This is a genomic window from Pseudomonas fragi (assembly GCF_025426255.1).
In the GTDB taxonomy this organism is placed as follows: domain Bacteria; phylum Pseudomonadota; class Gammaproteobacteria; order Pseudomonadales; family Pseudomonadaceae; genus Aquipseudomonas; species Aquipseudomonas kulmbachensis.
Genome location: NZ_CP104861.1, coordinates 222,903 through 236,186, shown reverse-complemented (window position 1 = coordinate 236,186; position 13,284 = coordinate 222,903). Strand labels below are relative to the sequence as shown.

12 protein-coding genes are annotated in these 13,284 nt (G+C 58.2%); 9 read left to right on the top strand and 3 right to left on the bottom strand.

Annotated features, from left to right (window positions below):
- Positions 1-34: 34 nt before the first annotated feature.
- On the bottom strand, positions 35-1,549 hold the full coding sequence (gene ilvA / locus N7D90_RS01180) for a threonine ammonia-lyase, biosynthetic (RefSeq protein ID WP_261740524.1): 1,515 nt from the start codon (positions 1,547-1,549) through the stop codon (positions 35-37).
- Between the two features lie 137 nt (positions 1,550-1,686).
- On the opposite strand from ilvA, the gene rpiA reads away from it, so the two are divergent.
- A complete protein-coding gene (gene rpiA / locus N7D90_RS01175) occupies positions 1,687-2,358 on the top strand; it encodes a ribose-5-phosphate isomerase RpiA (protein WP_261740523.1) in 672 nt (223 codons plus the stop codon).
- Between the two features lie 204 nt (positions 2,359-2,562).
- On the opposite strand, the gene N7D90_RS01170 is transcribed toward rpiA, so the two are convergent.
- Both N7D90_RS01170 and N7D90_RS01165 read right to left on the bottom strand, forming a co-directional pair.
- Positions 2,563-3,471, bottom strand: coding sequence for an SdiA-regulated domain-containing protein (locus tag N7D90_RS01170; protein ID WP_261740522.1), 909 nt, complete (start codon positions 3,469-3,471; stop codon positions 2,563-2,565).
- Positions 3,472-3,545: 74 nt separating this feature from the next.
- Positions 3,546-4,478: an SdiA-regulated domain-containing protein gene (locus N7D90_RS01165; protein WP_261740521.1), complete on the bottom strand. Its 933-nt coding sequence runs from the start codon at positions 4,476-4,478 to the stop codon at positions 3,546-3,548.
- A gap of 603 nt (positions 4,479-5,081) precedes the next feature.
- Here N7D90_RS01165 and N7D90_RS01160 point away from each other — a divergent pair.
- The 8 genes from N7D90_RS01160 to N7D90_RS01125 all read left to right on the top strand — a co-directional run bounded on the left by N7D90_RS01160 (position 5,082) and on the right by N7D90_RS01125 (position 13,250).
- The gene (locus N7D90_RS01160) at positions 5,082-5,846 is read left to right on the top strand and encodes a hypothetical protein (protein WP_261740520.1); all 765 of its coding nucleotides are present in this window, start codon (positions 5,082-5,084) and stop codon (positions 5,844-5,846) included.
- Between the two features lie 219 nt (positions 5,847-6,065).
- On the top strand, positions 6,066-7,307 hold the full coding sequence (locus N7D90_RS01155) for an SfnB family sulfur acquisition oxidoreductase (protein ID WP_261740519.1): 1,242 nt from the start codon (positions 6,066-6,068) through the stop codon (positions 7,305-7,307).
- A gap of 14 nt (positions 7,308-7,321) precedes the next feature.
- Complete coding sequence (locus N7D90_RS01150) at positions 7,322-8,518, top strand: SfnB family sulfur acquisition oxidoreductase (protein WP_261740518.1); 1,197 nt, start codon at positions 7,322-7,324, stop codon at positions 8,516-8,518.
- Entirely contained in the window at positions 8,518-9,879 is a 1,362-nt protein-coding gene (locus N7D90_RS01145) for an LLM class flavin-dependent oxidoreductase (RefSeq protein WP_261740517.1), read from the top strand. The genes N7D90_RS01150 and N7D90_RS01145 overlap by 1 nt, the downstream gene beginning before the upstream one ends.
- 142 nt (positions 9,880-10,021) lie before the next feature.
- Positions 10,022-10,813 carry a MetQ/NlpA family ABC transporter substrate-binding protein gene (locus tag N7D90_RS01140; RefSeq protein WP_261740516.1) on the top strand — a complete coding sequence of 264 codons (792 nt, stop codon included), beginning with the start codon at positions 10,022-10,024 and terminating at the stop codon, positions 10,811-10,813.
- Between the two features lie 2 nt (positions 10,814-10,815).
- Positions 10,816-11,931, top strand: coding sequence for a methionine ABC transporter ATP-binding protein (locus N7D90_RS01135; protein ID WP_261740515.1), 1,116 nt, complete (start codon positions 10,816-10,818; stop codon positions 11,929-11,931).
- Complete coding sequence (locus N7D90_RS01130; protein WP_261740514.1) at positions 11,921-12,565, top strand: methionine ABC transporter permease; 645 nt, start codon at positions 11,921-11,923, stop codon at positions 12,563-12,565. The genes N7D90_RS01135 and N7D90_RS01130 overlap by 11 nt, the downstream gene beginning before the upstream one ends.
- A gap of 40 nt (positions 12,566-12,605) precedes the next feature.
- The gene (locus N7D90_RS01125; RefSeq protein WP_261740513.1) at positions 12,606-13,250 is read left to right on the top strand and encodes a class I SAM-dependent methyltransferase; all 645 of its coding nucleotides are present in this window, start codon (positions 12,606-12,608) and stop codon (positions 13,248-13,250) included.
- The last annotated feature ends 34 nt before the right edge of the window (positions 13,251-13,284 follow it).

Sequence of the window (13,284 nt, the reverse complement as noted above, 5' to 3'; positions counted from 1 at the left end):
AATCCCTTGAGCCGTTCAATCAGCGTAGCGGCTATCAGCCAAGAAACAGTTGATAGGCCGGGTTATCGCTCTCATCCCAATACGGGTAGCCAATTTCAGCCAGCGCCGCAGGCACCAGATGGCGTTCGTCGGCAGGGACTTGCAGACCGGCCATTACCCGACCATCAGCCGCACCGTGATTACGGTAATGGAACATCGAAATATTCCAGCGCCCACCCAGCTTGTTCAGGAAGTTGAACAGCGCACCCGGGCGCTCCGGGAACTCGAAGCGGAACAGCAATTCATCGCTGACCTTGGCCGCACGCCCACCCACCATGTGCCGAATGTGCAACTTGGCCAGTTCGTTTTCGGTCAGGTCGACCACCGGAAAGCCCTGTTCAGTCAGGCTGGCCAGCAGTGCGCTGCGCGGATCGTTTTCGGGGTGGGTCTGCACGCCGACAAAAATGTGGGCCTCGCTGCCGGTGTGGTAGCGGTAGTTGAATTCCGTGATCTGGCGCTTGCCGATCGCTTCGCAAAACGCCTTGAAGCTGCCTGGCTCTTCGGGAATGGTCACTGCAATGATGGCTTCGCGACCTTCGCCCAACTCGGCGCGCTCAGCCACATGGCGCAAGCGGTCGAAGTTGACGTTGGCGCCTGAGTCGATCGCCACCAGGGTCTGGCCGCGAACGCCGCGCTGCTCAACGTACTTCTTGATCCCGGCCACGCCCAATGCACCAGCAGGTTCGGTGATCGAGCGGGTATCGTCGAAGATATCCTTGATGGCTGCGCAGATTTCGTCGGTACTGACGGTGATCACTTCATCTACATAGTCTTTGCAGATATCGAAGGTGTGCTGACCAATCTGCCCCACCGCCACGCCGTCGGCAAAAATTCCCACCGTTGGCAGCACCACGCGCTCACCTGCCGCCATCGCGGCTTGCAGGCAGTTTGAATCATCGGGCTCGACGCCAATGATCTTGATGTCCGGACGCAGGTACTTCACGTACGCCGCAATACCGGCAATCAGCCCGCCACCACCCACCGGGACGAAAATCGCATCCAGCGGCGCCGGGTGCTGGCGCAGAATTTCCATCGCCACGGTGCCCTGCCCGGCAATGGTGTGCGGGTCATCGTAGGGGTGAACGTAAACGTAGCCTTCCTGTTCGACCAACTTGAGCGAATAGGCCAGTGCCTCGGGGAACGAGTCGCCATGCAGAACCACAATACCGCCACGGGAGCGCACACCTTCAATCTTGATCTCGGGGGTGGTTTTAGGCATGACGATGGTGGCTTTGACACCCAGTACCTTGGCCGCAAGCGCCAGGCCTTGGGCGTGGTTGCCAGCAGAAGCCGTCACCACACCGCAAGCACGTTCGGCGTCCGTCAGGTGCATGAGCTTGTTGTAAGCGCCACGAATCTTGAACGAGTACACCGGCTGCAAGTCTTCGCGCTTGAGCAAAATCTGGTTGCCAAGGCGCAGGGTCAGCTGGTTGGCAGCTTGCAATGGGGTTTCTACGGCAACGTCATAAACGCGCGAGGTGAGGATCTTCTTAACGTACTGTTCGAGCATCGGAAAGCTTCACTGGGCGGGTGGGCAGGGACCAACGAGTCTAACCCAGCGTTTGCGCGGGCGACCATACGAATCCAAAGGTTTTAAGTGCTTGGGTTATACTTATGCCCTTTTACCCTTCCCGCCCCGGAGCCCGCATGACCCAGGATCAACTCAAACAGGCCGTAGCCCAGGCTGCTGTCGACTTCATCCTTCCAAAACTGGATGACAAGAGCATCGTTGGGGTCGGCACCGGCTCCACGGCCAACTGCTTTATCGACGCGCTGGCTCAACACAAAGGCGCATTCGACGGCGCAGTAGCCAGCTCCGAAGCTACTGCCGCTCGCCTCAAGGGCCACGGTATTCCGGTGTATGAACTAAACACGGTCAGCGATCTGGAGTTCTACGTTGATGGCGCCGATGAAAGCGACGAAAACCTGAACCTGATCAAAGGCGGTGGCGCAGCCCTGACCCGCGAAAAGATCGTTGCGGCCGTGGCCAAGACCTTTATCTGCATCGCCGATGCCAGCAAGCTGGTGCCGGTACTGGGCGCGTTCCCGCTGCCAGTTGAAGTAATCCCGATGGCCCGCAGCCACGTAGCCCGCGAGCTGGTCAAGATCGGCGGCGACCCGGTTTACCGCGAAGGCGTGGTGACAGACAACGGCAATATCATCATCGACGTGTTCAACATGCAGATCACCAACCCGGTTGAGCTGGAGCGTCAGATCAACGCCATTGTCGGCGTCGTGACCAACGGCCTGTTCGCTGCCCGCCCGGCAGACCTGCTGTTGCTGGGCACCCCTGAAGGCGTGAAAACCCTCAGCAAGTAACCGCAAATCCTGTAGCCGCTGCCGCAGGCTGCGATAAGGGCCGCAGGGCCTTCGCTCTTCAACAGAGCGACCCCTTCGGGCTCGATCGCAGCCTGCGGCAGCGGCTACAGAGATACTTCAAGCGTGGGAGCGAGCCTGCTCGCGAATATCATTCGAGAGCAGGCTCGGCTTGACCTGGAACAGAGAATCTACAAGGCTGCATAGCTACGGCTTTTTGAACACGTAGAACAGATTCGGCTCACTCACCACGTACACCGTACCCTCGTCGTCCATGGTGATGCCTTCTGCTTGTGGCACTGACCGGGTCAAACCATGTTTGCCCTTTTTCAGCGACAGCGTGCTGATCGGCCGCCCTTCCAGATCCAGTTCGAGCAATAACTTCGATTCATCCGACAGCGCCAGTAAATGCCCGGTGCGTTCGTCGAACTGCAGGCTCGACAAATCCCGTACAAATATTCGCGCATCACGTCGCGGGTTAGTCACCACATGGGTGGCATAGGGTTGCTGCGGATTGTCCTGAGGAAAACCGCGGACCTCGTAGATCAGCATCGGATCGCGCTCTTTGGCCACAAACAGACGCTTGCCGACCGAGTCGTAGGCCAGGCCTTCAAAGCCCTTGTTACCTGATCGATTGAGTCCCAGCGTCAGTTGCTGCGCATCGCGGGCATCCAGCACCTGCGTATTGTCATCAACCTTAACTTTGATCAACCGTTGCTGGTGCTCATCGGTAATGACGTAGGTGTTCTCGCCAATAAACTCGACCGCTTCGGCATCGCCAAACCCGACCAGTGCAATACGCCGCAGGACTCGGCCATCGAGGGACAACTCAACCAGTTCGGCGTGTTTGTTGGTCACTGTGAACAGGGTTTTGCGCAGCGGATCGTAGGTCAGTGCCGACACGTTGTCTTCAAGCCCCTCAATCACCTTGCCTTGCACCACGGCACGGTACTCGCCCAGGTTGATCGCGTTGGGGTCGGCGGTTTGCCACAGCTGGCTTAGCTGAAACCAGCTGCGCTCAAACAGGCGCAAGTGTTGTGCGCCAAAGCCGGCGGCCACTAGAGCCACCAGCGTTATACAGAGAACAAGAGCGGTAGAACGGTTGACACGGCGCATGGGTCGAACTCTAAACAGATCAGGCGAATGAGATACCACGACTGCATGAATTCAACCTTAATCGGCGGGTTTGTTTACTGGGCCTTCTTCTCGAAGCGATAAAACAGGTTCGGCTCGCTCACCATATACAGCGTGCCGTTCTCATCAATCGCGACCCCTTCGGCCCGCGGAATGGTGTTTTTCAGGCCATTGAAACCGCCGAGCAAGGTGATGAAGCTGACCTGCTCACCCAGCTCATCGAGTTCCAGGAGCATATGCGAATCTGCCGACAGTACCAGCGTATGACCGGTGCGCGGGTCGATACTCAAGGCAGACAGGTTACGCATGTCCAGCTCATCGCTTGGCACTTTCTGCTTGCTGCCAGTGAGTTTCTGGCTGCCGTCGCTTTTCCAGACAAACAGCTGCGGCGGGCGCTCTTCGCCAAGCAACAGTTGCTGGCGACGGGGGTCCCAGGCAATCGCCTCGAAGGCCTTGTTCTGGTTCTTCGAAGGACCCAGATCGTACTTGGGGAAGTCGGCGATATTCAGGGTTTTAGTGTCGGCATCGATGTTGATGATGCTCAACATGTGCTCACGCTCGTCAACAATGGCCAGCAGACCGTTCTCCATCACCGTCAGGCCTTCCGGGTTGCTCCAGCCCACCAGCGGGATTTTGCGCAGTACTTCGCCGTCGAGGGTCAATTCCACCAGAAACGGGTTTTTACCCATCACCGAAAACAGCGTTTTGCTCAGAGGGTTATAGGCCAGATCCGAAGCTTCGTCCTTCTCCATCCCCGGCAACACCTTGGCATCAATCACCGCCGTATAGTTGGGCAACCACACACTTTCGTTTTGCTCGGACGAGTTCTCAAACCGCTCCAGCACCCACAACTCGCCGCGGTCATCCCAATGCATGGCCACCGTTAATCCATAGAGCAACACGCCAAGCAGCAAAAGCCAGTAATACCAGCGCAGTCTGAAGCGAGAGAGTCCAGAGACGGGCGGGGTCAACTGAGGGTCTTGGGCCATTTGAATGATCTTCCGAGAAATTTGGCAACGTCTAAATATCACAAACCGGGCAAACCTACTGCCTCGCACGCACTGATTATGCAAATGACCTGTGAAATTAATGGTAAAAAACCACCAACCCGTCATGGCACTGGCCCTTCCTGATTGAACGAGTGATATGACCTGCCCGTTCAAACACGTTTAAAACATTAATCAAACCGCAAGAAAACGCTTCAGTTTCCGTCCCTGACACCTGCAACTTAACTATTGAGATAAAGCGCACACACCTCATATAACTTTACAGACTACTTGTTCACAACCACAACACTAACACTCTCTAAACACTTATATAAAAGCATCCAACCAGTAGGATATTTCCGAATAACCCAACGACAATTACATTCGTTCCATTCTGCCTTGACACTTATAGCCATAGCCTCTTATCTAATAAAACCGCTCTGGCCCGTATCCAAAGTAATCATTCATCGCACAGCCTCTGTGATACCAGCGTCAGGCCACTGCACCAAAGCCATCACGGGCTCCTTTGGCACTCTCCTCTGCCTGCGAAAACCGTCTGTGCAGACCTGTGCCGTCCCCTTACACACTGGAAAGGAATCTTTATATATGCCCTTTACCTCATGCATCAACAAACTGACGGCCCCTGCACTTCCGAACCCCGGCAAGCCTACTATCTGCGCGCGAGCCGCCGAACACTTGCTTATTACAATAGCCCCCTACAAAAACATGGAAGAAGGCGATCTTGTTGAGTTGTTCTGGGACGGCTGCTATGTAACATCACAGCAACTTGTCAAGCTCGATGTCGGCCAACCCGTTTTATTAAGAGTGCCACAGAGTTTTATTCAAAATGGTGTGGCGCGCCTTTATTATCGGGTCATGCATATCGGCAGCAGCCCGGCACTGTCAGCGCAACTTAAAGTCCTTGTCAAACTTGACTGCCCTGGTGGAGAGGCCATCGGTGAAGAAAATCAGGGACTTGCCCCACTCATGATCCCCGAGCCGATTCAGCGCTACGGGGTTAACCCCAGCCAGATGAAACGCGGCGTACCGGTGATTATCGAGCCTTACCGCAACATGGCCTGTGAAGACGCAATCACTCTGCTCTGGGGCGACGTGCGCCTGGACCTACCCATATTGCGCAAGGCGGATGTCGACAAACCCGTCTGCGTGTTCGTCCCCCCGTACATCATTCAGGAAGCCGGCGAAGACCCCAAACTGGAAGTCACCTACTGCGTGATTGACCGTGTGGGTAACAATTCGCGCTGGGCACCCGCACGAATGCTCAAGGTGGGCGCCCCAAAACTCTATATTAACCCCGCCCCACGGGAGGTGCTGCGCGCTGCGGAACCCCGACCCAACTGGCGTAGCTGACCCGTGCAGGACTGAAAAAACATCTATCCATATTCCTAAAAGCTAGTTCTTTTAATTTTTATACTCGATTAGGGTATATGAACCGGACCACCGGACTCTCAGCTTTTATCCGCGCCGCTCAAGCGGCGCTCCCATGAAACGTGAGGTAGGTATGGTCCGTAACACAATCACCCTTGTGCATAACGCCAGGGCATTGAGTGCAGCCAAGGAGCGGTACTAATGTCCAATTTGGCCAATGCACACCTGCAGAGTGACCTGGATGTCGCGCCTCTGTTGCTGGCAGCGCATGTTCTGCGCACCGACAACGAAGCCCTTGAAGCCGCCCGTACACTGGCTGCCAACGCCCGAGAGCACGCAGCCAAGCGCGACCGGCAACGTAAACTGCCGTGGTCGCTTGTAGAAGAGTTCACCCGTAGCGGCCTGGGCAGTATCTCGATTGCTCGTGAATTTGGCGGGCCACAGGTGTCGTTCGTGACCTTGGCTGAAGTGTTCGCGATCATCTCGGCAGCCGACCCGGCGCTGGGGCAGATTCCGCAGAATCAGGTAGGCATTCTCAGTCTGATTTCGGCCACCGCGACCCAATCGCAAAAAGAGCAGTTGTTCGCCAGCGTGCTGCAAGGCTGGCGCATCGGTAATGCCGGGCCGGAGCGCGGCAACAAAAACACCCTCGAATTGAAGGCTCGCATCACCGCAGATGGCGACGATTTCGTTATTAGCGGTCAGAAGTTTTACTCAACCGGTGCCTTATTTGCCCACTGGATCGCGGTAAAGGCCCTCAACGATGATGGCAAGCAGATCATTGCCTTTGTTCGTCGCGGTACTCCAGGCTTGCGCGTCGTCGATGACTGGTCCGGCTTTGGCCAGCGCACCACCGCCAGCGGCACCGTATTGCTCAACAACGTGCGGGTCGAAGCCGAGCTGGTGGTCGACAACTGGCACCTGGGCGAAACCCCGCATATTCAAGGCGCCGTGTCGCAGTTGATCCAGGCGGCCATCGACCTAGGCATCGCTCGCGGTGCCATTGCCGACACTATCAGCTTTGTACGCGAACGCTCGCGCCCATGGATCGACGCCAAGGTCGAACGCAACAGCGATGACCCCTACGTGATCGCCGACATCGGCAAGTTGCACATTGAACTGCACGCCGCCGAAGCGTTGCTGCGCAAAGCCGGCCGGGTACTCGATGAAGTCAGTGCCGCGCCGATCGATGCTCCTGCCGCTGCACGTGCCTCGATTGCCGTGGCCGAAGCCAAGGTAGTGACCACCGAGCTGTCATTGCTGGCCAGCGAAAAGCTCTTCGAACTGGCCGGTAGCCGCGCCAGTCTCGCTGAATTCAACCTCGATCGTCACTGGCGCAATGCCCGGGTGCATACCCTGCACGACCCGGTGCGTTGGAAGTACCACGCCATCGGCGCTTTTCGCCTCAACGGCACCCTGCCTGCCCGGCATTCCTGGATCTGACCCTGGAGATACCCATGTCACTGATTTCCAAACAGGTCCCGGTTATCCACAGCGATGCCGAGGCCTTGCGCGTGGCCCGTGAACTGGCGGCGCATTTCAAGCGCGACAGCGTCCTGCGCGACAGCGAACGCCGCCTGCCCTTTGATGAGCTTGAACTGTTTTCCCACACCGGCCTGTGGGGCATCACCGTGCCCAAGGCCTACGGCGGCGCGGGCGTTTCCAACGTTACGCTGGCGCAGGTGGTGGCACTGATCGCCGCAGCTGACGCCTCGCTTGGGCAAATCCCGCAAAACCACTTCTATACTCTCGAAGTCCTGCGGGTGAATGGCAGCCACGAGCAAAAACAGCGCCTTTATGCCGAAGTCCTGGCCGGGCAACGTTTCGGCAATGCCCTGGCTGAAATCGGCACCAAAACCGCCCACGATCGCACCACCCACCTGGCCAGGGCCGAACACGGCTATCGCATCACCGGCCGCAAGTTCTACGCCACCGGCGCACTGTATGCGCAGCGTATTCCTACATCGGTTGTGGACGACGACGGCATCCAGCATCTGGCGTTTGTACACCGTGACAGCGACGGCCTGAGCGTGATCGACGACTGGAGCGGCTTTGGCCAGCGCACCACGGGCAGCGGCTCGGTGGTGTTCGACAACGTTCTGGTCGCAGCCCAGGACGTGATCCCGTTTCAAAGCGCATTTGAGCGCCCGACCCCGGTTGGCCCGCTGGCGCAGATTCTGCACGCAGCCATCGACACCGGTATCGCCCGCGCCGCCTTTGAAGATGCACTGCATTTTGTGCGCACCAAAACCCGGCCCTGGATCGACGCCACCAGCGATATTGCCAGTGAAGACCCACTGACCCTGAAAAGCTTCGGCCACTTGAGTGTGCGTTTGCATGCCGCCGAAGCCTTGCTGGAGCGCGCGGGGGAATTTCTCGACAGTGCCCAGAGCAACCCCACGGCCAGCACGGTGGCCGCCGCATCGATTGCCGTTGCCGAGGCGCGAGCCATCAGCACCGAAATCTCGCTGGCCGCGGGCAGCACCCTGTTTGAACTGGCTGGCAGCCAGGCCACCCTTGCCGAACACGGACTTGACCGCCACTGGCGCAACGCACGCGTCCATACGCTGCATGACCCGGTACGCTGGAAGTACCACGCGGTAGGCAATTACTACCTCAACGATGCCAACCCGCCATTGCGGGGGACCATCTGATGAGCAAAAAGAAAATCCTCATCAATGCCTTCAACATGAACTGCATTGGCCATATCAACCACGGGTTGTGGACGCACCCACGGGACAACTCGACCACCTTCAATACCCTGGAGTACTGGACAGAACTGGCGCAGTTGCTGGAGCGCGGACTGTTTGATGGGCTGTTTATCGCCGACATCGTGGGCGTGTATGACGTTTATCAGCAATCGGTCGATGTTCCGCTAAAAGAGGCGATCCAACTACCGGTCAACGACCCGTTGCTACTGGTTTCGGCCATGGCGGCTGTCACCAAAAACCTCGGCTTTGGCCTAACTGCAAACCTTACTTACGAAGCGCCGTATTTGTTCGCACGCCGCATGTCGACCCTCGATCACCTGACCCGTGGCCGCGTGGGCTGGAACATCGTCACCGGCTACCTCGACAGCGCAGCCAAGGCCATGGGCCTGACCGAGCAAGTCGAACACGACCGTCGTTACGATCAGGCCGATGAGTACCTGCAGGTGTTGTACAAGCTCTGGGAAGGCAGCTGGGAAAACGGCGCGGTGCTCAATGACCCGGTGCAGCGCATCTACGCCCAGCCCGACAAAGTGCACAAGATCAAGCATGCCGGGGAGTTCTATCAGGTGGAGGGTTATCACCTCTGCGAGCCGTCGCCCCAGCGCACCCCGGTGCTGTTTCAGGCGGGCAGCTCGGATCGCGGCCTGGTGTTTGCCGGGCGCCATGCCGAGTGCGTGTTTATCAGCGGCCAGACCAAGGCGGCGACCAAAGTGCAGGTCGACAAGGTTCGCGCCAGCGCCGTGGCGGCAGGCCGCAACCCGGACGATATCAAGCTGTTTATGGGCCTGAACGTGATCGTTGCACCGACCGAGGCCCAGGCACTGGCCAAGCGTGACGAGTACCTGAGCTATGCCAGCGCCGAAGCCGGAGTGGCGCATTTCTCCAGCTCCACAGGCATCGATTTTGCTGATTACGAACTGGACGAACCGATCCAGTACGTGAAAAACAACGCGATTCAGTCGGCAACAAAAGTGCTGCAAAACAACGACTGGACCCGCCGTAAATTGCTCGAACAGCACGCGCTGGGCGGACGTTACATCACCTTGGTGGGCTCGCCGGAACAAGTCGCCGATGAGCTGGAGTCATGGATCGCTGAAACCGGCCTCGACGGCTTCAACCTGACCCGCATCGTCACCCCTGAGAGCTACGTCGACTTTATCGATCTGGTGGTGCCCGAGCTGCAACGCAGGGGTTCCTACAAGACGGCTTATGACACCGGCAGCCTGCGACAAAAACTGTTTACCGACGGCGCTGCGCATTTGCCCGAGCGCCATACCGGTGCGGTCTTCAGGCATAACCCATAAACCTTCTTTATTTGTATTTGTGGGAGCGGGCTTGCTCGCGATGGCATCACTGCGGTTTGCCTGAAGCACCGCGTTGCCTGAGTCGCGAGCAAGCCCGCTCCCACAGAGATACAAAATCCGACACGTTGACAGGACACCTCTTATGAACAAAAAGCACGCACTGGTTCTGGCCCTCGGGCTGTTGAGCGGTATTGCCCACGCCGCCGAAAAACCGCTTAAGGTAGGCACTACCGCCGCCTTTGCAATCCCGCTGGAAACCGCTGTGGCCGAGGCTGACAAGCAAGGGCTCAAGGTCGAGCTGGTGGAGTTCACCGACTGGATCGCGCCCAATGTCAGCCTGGCCAGTGGCGATATCGACGTGAACTACTTCCAGCACATTCCGTTTTTGGAAAACGCCAAGACCGCCGCCGGGTTTGATCTGGTGCCCTACGCCAAAGGCATCATCAACAACGTGGGCCTGTATTCGAAAAAGTACAAAAGCCTCGACGCCCTGCCTGAAGGCGCCACCGTCGCCATTGCCAACGATCCGATCAACAGCGGCCGCGGCCTGCAACTGCTGGCCAAGGCCGGGCTGATCACCCTCAAACCCGGGGTTGGTTACAAGGCCACCGAAGAAGACATCATCGCCAACCCGAAGAAGATCAAAATCCTGCAGGTAGAAGCCGTGCAACTGGTGCGTGCCTACGATGATGCCGACCTGGTGCAGGGCTATCCGGCCTACATTCGCCTGTCCAAAACCTTCGACGCCGAGTCAGCGTTGCTGTTCGATGGCATCGATCACCCCGAGTACGTGATTCAGTTCGTGATCCAGCCCAAGAACAAGGACGACCCGCGTCTGGCCAAGTTCATCGACATCTATCAGCACTCCCCCGTGGTCAAGGCCTCGCTGGATAAAACCTACGGCACCCTGTACCAGCCCGGCTGGGGAGGCTGATCATGAATGTGGCTATTGCTCGCGAACGACTCGAACAACCGCAGCCCAGTGCGAACCATACCGAGCTGCACCCCGAGCTGAGCCACGCCCATGTGCGTTTTATCGGTATCGGCAAAACCTATGACGGCCGCCAGGGCCCGGTTGAGGCCCTCAAAGGTATCGATCTGGCGATTCAACGCGGGGAAATCTTCGGCATTATTGGCCGCAGCGGCGCCGGTAAATCGTCGCTGATTCGCACCATCAACCGCCTGGAGCAACCCAGCAGTGGCCGGATTCTGATTGATCAGGTCGATATCGCTGGCTTTAACGAAGACCAGCTGGTCGCCCTGCGCCGCAAGATCGGCATGATCTTCCAGCACTTCAACCTGATGTCGGCCAAGACCGTGTGGCAAAACGTCGAACTGCCGCTAAAGGTGGCGGGCGTCCCCAAGCTGCAACGCGAACAAAAAGTCCGGGAACTGCTGGAACTGGTAGGCCTGCAAGACAAGCACACGGCCTACCCGGCGCAACTGTCGGGCGGGCAAAAACAGCGCGTCGGCATTGCCCGTGCGCTGGTTCACGACCCAGCGATTTTGCTCTGCGACGAAGCCACTTCGGCCCTGGACCCGGAAACCACGCAGTCGATTCTCGGCTTGCTGCGCGAGATCAATCAGCGCCTGGGCCTGACCATCATTCTGATCACCCACGAAATGGCCGTGATCCGCGATATTTGCCACCGCGTGGTGGTGCTTGAACAAGGTCGGGTGGTCGAGCAAGGGCAGGTGTGGCAAGTGTTCGGCGACCCGCAGCATGAGGTCAGCAAGACCCTGCTCGCCCCCTTGCAAGACACCCTGCCAGAAGCCTTGCAGGGCCGTATCACCGCGCAGCCCCTGTCTGCGCAATCAAGCGTGATCCTGCGACTGCGCTTTACCGGAGGTCAGGAGCCCGATCTTGGTGCATTGTTCAGCGCCCTCGGTGGCCAGGTGCGGTTGCTGCACGGCGGGGTCGAACACATTCAGGGGCATGCCCTGGGCCAACTGCTGCTCAGCGTGACCAGCACCTCACTCGGCGCGGACGAGCTACGCAAGCGCGCCAAACAATGGGCACAACACGTCGAGGTAGTAGGCTATGGGATTTGACCGTTTGTGGCAGGGGGTGATCGACACCTTCCTGATGGTCGGCGTGTCATCGCTGATCGCGCTGATTCTGGGCATTCCGCTGGCGGTGATTCTGGTCACCAGCGGCAAGGGTGGCATTTATGAGGCTCCGACGCTGAACAAGGCATTGGGTGCGTTCGTGAATCTTTTTCGCTCAATCCCATTTCTGATTTTGATGGTAGCGCTAATCCCGTTTACTCGCCTGATTGTGGGTACTACCTACGGCGTATGGGCGGCGGTCGTACCGCTAACCATCGCGGCAACCCCGTTTTTTGCCCGAATTGCCGAAGTCAGCCTGCGTGAGGTCGATCACGGATTGATCGAAGCCGCCCAGGCTATGGGCTGTAAGCGTCATCACATCATCTGGCACGTGCTGTTGCCTGAAGCCTTACCCGGTATCGTCGGCGGTTTCACCATCACCCTGGTAACGATGATCAACTCTTCAGCCATGGCCGGTGCGATTGGCGCAGGCGGTTTGGGCGACATCGCGTACCGCTACGGCTATCAGCGCTTTGATTCACAGGTGATGCTGACAGTGATCGTATTGCTGGTGATTCTGGTGGCCGTGATTCAACTCGGCGGCGACCGCCTGGCCCTGGCACTGAACAAACGCTGAGGTATAGTCGGCGGTCTGAATGCCGCCGACTGAGCCTGCGATGACCCTTGACCCAAAGACCCTCGAACAGATTGCTGCCACCACCCTTGGCCACTATCAACAGAGCGCTGAAGGCTTCCGTGAAGGCACCCGCGACCACGACGTGAGCCAGAATATCGACGCCCTGCTGCGCCATATCCAGGGTACAGCGCCGTTTTCAATTCTGGATTTTGGCTGCGGGCCGGGGCGCGACTTGCAGACCTTTACCCGGCTGGGGCATGTCGCAGTCGGGCTGGATGGCACCGAGCGCTTCACCCAAATGGCCCGCGAAGACAGCGGCTGCGAAGTGTGGCACCAGGACTTTCTCAAGCTCGACTTGCCTGCCGAACGCTTCGACGGCATTTTCGCCAACGCCTCGTTGTTCCACGTCCCAACCCAGGAGTTGGGGCAAGTCCTGGGCAAGCTGCACGCCAGCCTGAAACCCGGCGGCGTACTGCTCAGTTCCAACCCTCGAGGCGACAACCGCGAAGGCTGGAACGGTGAACGCTATGGGGCATATCACGATCTTGAAAACTGGCGAGCAATGCTGACGGCTGCCGGTTTTGCTGAACTGGAGCACTACTATCGCCCGGCGGGCCTGCCCCGCGACCAGCAGCCCTGGCTGGTGAGTGTGTGGCGTAAACCCCCCTCAACTCAACAACCGTAGCAGCTGCCGAAGGAACGAGGCTGCGTCCGGCGGC

What these genes read in the sequence shown, in the direction of transcription:
- N7D90_RS01150 (WP_261740518.1), top strand. Translation starts at nt 7,322, where the DNA reads ATGTCACTGATTTCCAAACAGGTCCCGGTTATCCACAGCGATGCCGAG.
- ilvA (WP_261740524.1), bottom strand. Translation starts at nt 1,549, where the DNA reads ATGCTCGAACAGTACGTTAAGAAGATCCTCACCTCGCGCGTTTATGAC.
- N7D90_RS01160 (WP_261740520.1), top strand. Translation starts at nt 5,082, where the DNA reads ATGCCCTTTACCTCATGCATCAACAAACTGACGGCCCCTGCACTTCCG.
- N7D90_RS01165 (WP_261740521.1), bottom strand. Translation starts at nt 4,478, where the DNA reads ATGGCCCAAGACCCTCAGTTGACCCCGCCCGTCTCTGGACTCTCTCGC.
- rpiA (WP_261740523.1), top strand. Translation starts at nt 1,687, where the DNA reads ATGACCCAGGATCAACTCAAACAGGCCGTAGCCCAGGCTGCTGTCGAC.
- N7D90_RS01170 (WP_261740522.1), bottom strand. Translation starts at nt 3,471, where the DNA reads ATGCGCCGTGTCAACCGTTCTACCGCTCTTGTTCTCTGTATAACGCTG.
- N7D90_RS01155 (WP_261740519.1), top strand. Translation starts at nt 6,066, where the DNA reads ATGTCCAATTTGGCCAATGCACACCTGCAGAGTGACCTGGATGTCGCG.
- N7D90_RS01140 (WP_261740516.1), top strand. Translation starts at nt 10,022, where the DNA reads ATGAACAAAAAGCACGCACTGGTTCTGGCCCTCGGGCTGTTGAGCGGT.
- N7D90_RS01145 (WP_261740517.1), top strand. Translation starts at nt 8,518, where the DNA reads ATGAGCAAAAAGAAAATCCTCATCAATGCCTTCAACATGAACTGCATT.
- N7D90_RS01135 (WP_261740515.1), top strand. Translation starts at nt 10,816, where the DNA reads ATGAATGTGGCTATTGCTCGCGAACGACTCGAACAACCGCAGCCCAGT.
- N7D90_RS01125 (WP_261740513.1), top strand. Translation starts at nt 12,606, where the DNA reads ATGACCCTTGACCCAAAGACCCTCGAACAGATTGCTGCCACCACCCTT.
- N7D90_RS01130 (WP_261740514.1), top strand. Translation starts at nt 11,921, where the DNA reads ATGGGATTTGACCGTTTGTGGCAGGGGGTGATCGACACCTTCCTGATG.